Here is a 5,986-nt window from a genome sequence, read left to right on the forward strand (position 1 = left end):
TGCCGGGGAGGACCGCGCCCTCGGCCTGGTCGGCAATGGCGTCCTCCTCGAGCACGACGTCCCGGTCCATCAGGGGCTGTGCCCCGCCCATCGCGTCCGCCGCACCCGCGGCGACGGCGCCGCGTCCCGCCCTGCTGACGGTCGGCCGGGGCTTGCGGACGGGTTCCTGTGGCCAGCGCACGGCGAGCACGCGCATCGCCGCGTCACCATGGCGGGCGAGGAAGCCCTGCGTGTCGGTCAGCGCGAAGCGCCGCCAGCCCTGCGTCCCCAGGAGCAGGTCCACCGCCAGCTTCGACTTGGGGTTCTTCGCATCAAGGTAGAGCTGCGCGTCGGCCAGCTCCTTCACCTCGGGCTCCAAGAGCACCATGACCGGGAGCTGCGGCGCCTGGTCGCGCTTCTCCTGCAGCTCCAGCACCGCGTCATCCGTCACGGTGAGCATCACCAGCGCGGAGACCGGCTGGCCGCCGCGCGTCGTCCGGGCCGTGAGCCGCACCGGGCCACCGGGCACGTAGCGCTCGCGGTCCGCCTTCAGCTCCACCGTCAGCTCCTTCGAGGGCTGGCGGAACACCAGCCGCTCCGCGAGCGGCCGCCCGTCGTGGTCCCACACCGTGGCGACGAGCACGCCGTCCGCCTCACCCGGGTCCAGCGTCACCGGCCCGCCCTTCACATCGCCCATCACCGCCGAGGCGACGCGCACCTCGCGCTGGCTCAGCGTCACCGTCGCGCGGCCGACGCCGGACAGGCCCACGGCGAGTTGCACCGCCCGGCCCGCGGGCACCACGTCCTCGCGCACGCGGATGACGGCGCCCGTCGGCTTCACCTCCGGAAGAGGGAAGCGCTTCTGGATGCCCGACGGCGAGTCGATGCGCAGCGCGTACCGCACCCCCGCCTGCGGGGTCAGCTCGAAGCGGCCACGGCCCTCGTGCTCCGAGCGCACGCGGGCGACCACCCGGCCGCTGTCCACCTCCACCACGCGGCCCACCAGGTCCGCCGGCTTGCGCGCGGGCGTGCGCGCCTCGAAGTAGACGCGCGAGGCGAGCCCCGCCACCAGGTCGCCGCCCTCCGGGTACAGGGCCAGGTCCAGCGTCTGGAGGAGGATGGGGATCGTCTTCGCCGCGGACTCCACCACGCCTCCGTCCTCGATGGTGAAGGCCAGCGTGCCCTCGCCGCGCTCCATCGCCGGGGGCAGCGGGAAGCGCACCGTGCAGCGCCCCTTCGCGTCCACCGTGCACGGCACCTGCGCCACGGTGGCGCCATCCACGAGCGCAGTGGCCGTCACCTTCGCGCCCTCGGGCACGCCGCCCTCCGCGCGCTTCACGTCCAGCGTGGCGGTGACGGTGTCGCCCGGCCCGTAGCCGTCCCGGAGGAACTCGATCTGGGACTTGAGCCGGGGGGCCCGGTAGGCGCGCACGTCGAACTTCCGCTCCGCGGGGGCCGCGCCCGTCCACGGGTAGGTAACGCGCAGGGTGTACTCGCCGCCGGGCTGGCCGGCGGGGATGGGCCAGGCGTAACCCCAGACGGCGTCCGCCGTGGACGCCGTGCTGGTGGTGACGACATCGCCCTTGGGCCCGCGCACCTCCAGCTGCGCCTGGAGTGAGCCCGCGTAAGGCTTTCGGCTCAAGGCCTCCAGCACCAGGCCCCGCACCAGCACCTGCTCTCCTGGGCGGTAGAGCGGCTTGTCGGTGGTGACATGGGTCAGGTAGCGGTTCTCGCCGCCCAGGGAGCGCGTGGTGGCCCGGGCCGCGAGGACCCGGGGCGACAACATCACGAGGAGGGCAGTGAACCCCAGGGGCAGCAGCGCGCGCAGGGGAAGCGGGACGTGGAAGGCCATGGCGTCACTCAACGGGCGAGCACGCCAGAAGTTCTAGCCCTCCCGCATGGGATGCGCCGACAGGGACTTCCAGGCGCGACTCGAGGCGCTCACGCGCCAACTCCGGCCCTGGTCCCCACTTGGGTCCCGCTCCATCCGCCTGAAACGGGCGAGCGTCAGTGTTCGGCGCAGCGGGACCCCGCGTCGCGGGGCGCCTTGATTCACCGCTCGTTCAGTCGGCGCAAGAGGCCCGCGAGCGTCACGAGTTCGCCGTCGTCGAAGCGGGTGAGGCGCTGGGTGAGCTCCGCTCCCTTGTCAGCGAGCACTCGGGCCACGCGCCGCTCACCCGCGTGTGTTAGCGCCACGGCGATTGCGCGACCGTCGTCGGGGTGGGGCCCCTTGGTGACGAGACCTGCGTGTTCGAGGTCCGATATCAACCTGCTGAGAGCGCCCTTGTCGACATCCAGCGCGGCGGCGAGCTCGGTGGGGCGAGCAGGCCCGTTTGAACTCAGATGGCGCGCGACGTGGAACGCCGCCGGCCGGAGTCCGGGCAGGTCCATGGCAAAAGCCATGGCGGCTCGATTGATGACCGCCCGTGCATCAGAGAGGAGTTCACCAAGCTCTGTTCCGACCTGCGCTACGAGTTGCTGGCGCGCGCGGCTCACCGGAAGTCACCGAGGCTCGAAACCGCGGGCAGCCGAGCGGTTTCTGCCCACAGTTGCTCTTGAAGTGCGACGTTCGCGACGAGTGTCGTGTCGACCTTCACGCTGCCATCGCGCGAGAAGTGCGTCCCACTCGTCGAGCCAGACTCGGGATCGGCTGCGAGCCGCACCACGATGCGTGCGCCAGATGCTGGCGAGAACGCGCCCACGGCAGCGAGCACCTTCGCGAGCGCGGCGAACGTTCGGCTCTCGCGTCCGAGACCGGTGACATTGAGACCAGGGCAACAACTGTTGGCGACGACGCCGGTGCCGTTGAGACGACGCGCAAGGGCTTTCGTGAAGAGCACTCCGAGAAGCTTCGACTGCGCGTACAAGAACGACGATTCTCGCGCACTGAACTGCGCGGTGCGCACCAGATCGTCGGGCAGCGACAGCGTGGTCACACGGCGATGGGCGTCGGACGCGACGTGGACGATGCGCCCCCTCGACGCGCGCAGCTTCGGCAACAGTGCGTGCGTCAGGAGGAACGGCGCGACGTGGTTGACCGCAACCATCACCGGAAGTCCATCCACGGTCGTGCGCTGGGAGAAGGCGTGGAGACCGGCATTGTTGATGAGGACATCGATGCGCGGCACTTTCTCGGCGAGCTCTCGACCCACGCGGACGACGTCCGCCAGGTTGGCGAGGTCGGCCTGAAACACGGCTCCGACGTCACGCACGCGGCTCGGATCCCTGACCACGGCGATCACCTCGAACCCGCGCTCGGTGAGCGCCTTGGCGGTGGCCATACCGATGCCTCCGGATGCACCCGTCAGCACGACGGTCTTGCGCTCGATGGTTGACATGAGGCAACAATCGGCAAATTGGTTGCCAGTTGTCAACTGATTTGCAGGGCCGTGGAAGCGCTTCCGCGAGCCCTGAAGCTTGTCGGGTCGTCACTTCACTCATGGTGTGAGCCATTCAATCCGGACGCTCAGGCACTTTGAGAGGAGCAGCGGCGATGAACGTGTTCAGGTCGATGTGGGTTCTTGGCTGTGGAGTCCTGGTTTCATGCGGCGCCCCGATGCAGGACGAAGAGGCGGCGGTGCTCGGCACGCGGTAGGAGGGCCTTGCCCAGGTCTTTACGAAGCAGGCGGCCTTCACGGCGGCCACCGCGGCCACCCAGCTCCCGTTCCCCGCGAGCGCGTTCGACGCGTATCCCTCCGGACAGAGGGACGCCGGACGCCAGGGGTCACGCCTCCTGAGGCCGCAGCGCGTGGGCGATGTCCACGAGGCGCCGGAGTTCGGCGTCGCTCATCTTCAGGTGCCGGGCCGCGGCCTCCAGATCCTCCGGAGGGAAGGCGCGCATGGCCTTGGGGGTGAACCAGTTGAAGAGGGTGACGATGCCGCGCACCAGCGGCGAGCGGGTGAGCACGGCCGTGGGCGGAATGGCGGCGCCCTTCACCTTTGCGCCCTGGTCGAGCGCCTGCTGGCGCTGGGGGGCGTTCGGGCCGTGCCCCTCCGCCACCACGAGCTGTGCTCTCATGGTGGTGATGTTCTGGCCGACGAGGTCGCAGTAGTGGACCCACTCGTCCTGCGCGGGCGGCAGTGCGTTGTGCGCCAGGACCAGCACATTGCCTACCATGGCCACGCCCAGCGTGCGGCCCTTGAAGGCGCCCACGACATCCGGTGCGTCGAGCGCCGCCACGCCTCCGTGCTCGGAAGAAGCAGTCATTGGGGCCATGCTCTCCCGGGGGGAGGGGCTGTCGCAAACCACTGCACTCCCGGTATGGCCGGAGGCGGGATGTCAGGCGCTAGAAGAGAGACCGACACAGTGACGCGTACAGGCGCTCTGCTCCCGCCCACTACACCCAAGAGGGCTGCTGTTCTTCCCATGCACCCGTCGGGTTGTGCTGGAACACGGTGTTCCAGTGCGCCCAGTCCATGCCGTCCATCGACTCGTAGCCCACGAGCAGCTCCACGTGGTTGGCGCCAAGGCTGTCCGCCAGGCGCATGACTGTCACGGGATCTCCGAGCTTCTCTTTCGTCGCCGCCGTCTGGAAGCCGATGGGCGGGCCGGCATTCTTCATGGCGTGCCAGAGTGCTTCGTAATCAGCGCTCAGCGGGTCGTGCGAGGTGCCCTGGTCCCGCAGCGAGTAGTTCTCGATGATCAGCTGGTCGCCGAGCAGCTGCCGCAGGTGGGTGAGCTGCTCCAGCGTGGTGCACAGATCCTGCCGCGTGGTCCCATCCGGCTGCACGGCCTGGTACGGGTTGAAGGCGATGGAGCAGCGCGTGTGCTGGAATGCCCTCTTGTGGGCCATGGCCTGGAAGATGTGCGCATCCAGGTCCGCCGGCACCGAGAAGCCCGCATCCAGCAGCCGTTGGCCGTTCTCCGGAGAGTCCCCGGTGTGCCGCAGGTACGTCTCCGGATAGCTCAGGGCCGTGCACATGCTGGCCACGACCGAGCGGATGAGCGGCTCGTCATCGCAGTGGTGCTGCTGCGCGAGCAGGTTCAGCAGATGCTGGTACGCGTCCTTGTAGGGTCGGGTCCACCACTTGCCGACGGTGACCTCCTGGGGAGGCGAAGTGGGTGAGTCCTTCAACAACAGCTTGAACCTGCCCGCCGCATCGAGCACCCATGGGGGCGTCCATTGCGCGCACCGCAGACGGATCTTCAGCGACTTGTTGCCCCACATGCGGGCCTTCTGGAGCTGCTCATGGATGACGTCGAGCACGAGCTTGTCCGGCGTCGGTTGCAGGTCCTTCCAGCAGACGTCGAACGCCCAGCCCGAGATGAAGCCGGCATCGGCTGGGTCCTTCCGATCAAGCAGCCCCTGGGATGGGGGCTTGAGGTGCGTTGCCATGGTTCCTCCTTCAAAGGAGGAACCTAGTGATGTGCGGACGGACCTGTGCGCTGCCTGCCACACTTGGACATCGTCAATGACAACAAGGCCAACAACATCCCCACGCTCGACAAGACAGGCTGCAATGACTCAGGGCAACTCTGGAAGGTGACACCCATCCGCCCAACCCTTGAACCTGAACTGACGGAATCGCCGTGAGCCCGGCATGAAAAGGGCGCGGGCCCTCCCCCATGAGGGGACGGCCCGCGCCCGGAATCAGCACGGCTTCACGCTCAGGGCAGCATCTGGCGGGTCAGCGTGGCTGGACGGGTGGAGCGCGTCTGGGCTTCGTTGCCCAGCCAGGCCACCGTCACCTCGTTCGCGTCCTTGAGCGACGCGGCGTCCGGCAGGAAGACGAAGAGGCGGTCGGGCGGCACCGCCCAGGTGTCTCCGACGCGCTCGCCGTTGAGGTAGATCTCCGGCGAGGACGAGCGCTCCAGCGAGCCCAGGGGCTCCTGGGTCTGCACCTCGATGGCGATCGGATCCGTCGCGCGGGCGAGCAGGGCCGGCCCGGCCATCCGGCTCAGCTCGGCGTCCCCTCGCACCTTGCGCGCGGACACCCGGAGCACCTCCACCGGACGGGCCGCGTCCGGCGAGGTGGGCTCCGCGCGGATGGGCGCGGGGGCCTGGGT

The 5,986-nt window shown here is 69.2% G+C and carries 6 protein-coding genes; all 6 read right to left on the bottom strand.

What is annotated here, in order from left to right; translation table 11 throughout:
- A partial coding sequence (locus tag D7W79_RS37635) for an MG2 domain-containing protein (protein ID WP_244222191.1) occupies nucleotides 1–1,831 on the bottom strand: 1,831 nt, incomplete at its 3' end.
- A 200-nt stretch (nucleotides 1,832–2,031) separates the two neighbouring features.
- Complete coding sequence (locus D7W79_RS37640; RefSeq protein ID WP_147442248.1) at nucleotides 2,032–2,475, bottom strand: MarR family winged helix-turn-helix transcriptional regulator; 444 nt, start codon at nucleotides 2,473–2,475, stop codon at nucleotides 2,032–2,034.
- Entirely contained in the window at nucleotides 2,472–3,317 is an 846-nt protein-coding gene (locus D7W79_RS37645; RefSeq protein WP_120530091.1) for an SDR family NAD(P)-dependent oxidoreductase, read from the bottom strand. The genes D7W79_RS37640 and D7W79_RS37645 overlap by 4 nt, the downstream gene beginning before the upstream one ends.
- Nucleotides 3,318–3,703: 386 nt before the next feature.
- Nucleotides 3,704–4,186, bottom strand: a complete 483-nt coding sequence (locus D7W79_RS37650; RefSeq protein ID WP_120530092.1) for a SpoIIAA family protein — start codon at nucleotides 4,184–4,186, stop codon at nucleotides 3,704–3,706.
- Nucleotides 4,187–4,316: 130 nt separating this feature from the next.
- Complete coding sequence (locus D7W79_RS37655) at nucleotides 4,317–5,315, bottom strand: hypothetical protein (RefSeq protein WP_120530093.1); 999 nt, start codon at nucleotides 5,313–5,315, stop codon at nucleotides 4,317–4,319.
- A gap of 272 nt (nucleotides 5,316–5,587) precedes the next feature.
- Nucleotides 5,588–5,986 (bottom strand): hypothetical protein (locus D7W79_RS44055; RefSeq protein WP_158617153.1); only part of this gene is annotated, 399 nt, incomplete at its 5' end.

Source organism: Corallococcus exercitus, from assembly GCF_003611585.1.
GTDB lineage: Bacteria > Myxococcota > Myxococcia > Myxococcales > Myxococcaceae > Corallococcus > Corallococcus exercitus.

Coding starts and splice junctions, on each gene's coding strand:
- D7W79_RS37645 (WP_120530091.1), bottom strand. CDS start 3,317: ATGTCAACCATCGAGCGCAAGACCGTCGTGCTGACGGGTGCATCCGGA.
- D7W79_RS37650 (WP_120530092.1), bottom strand. CDS start 4,186: ATGACTGCTTCTTCCGAGCACGGAGGCGTGGCGGCGCTCGACGCACCG.
- D7W79_RS37655 (WP_120530093.1), bottom strand. CDS start 5,315: ATGGCAACGCACCTCAAGCCCCCATCCCAGGGGCTGCTTGATCGGAAG.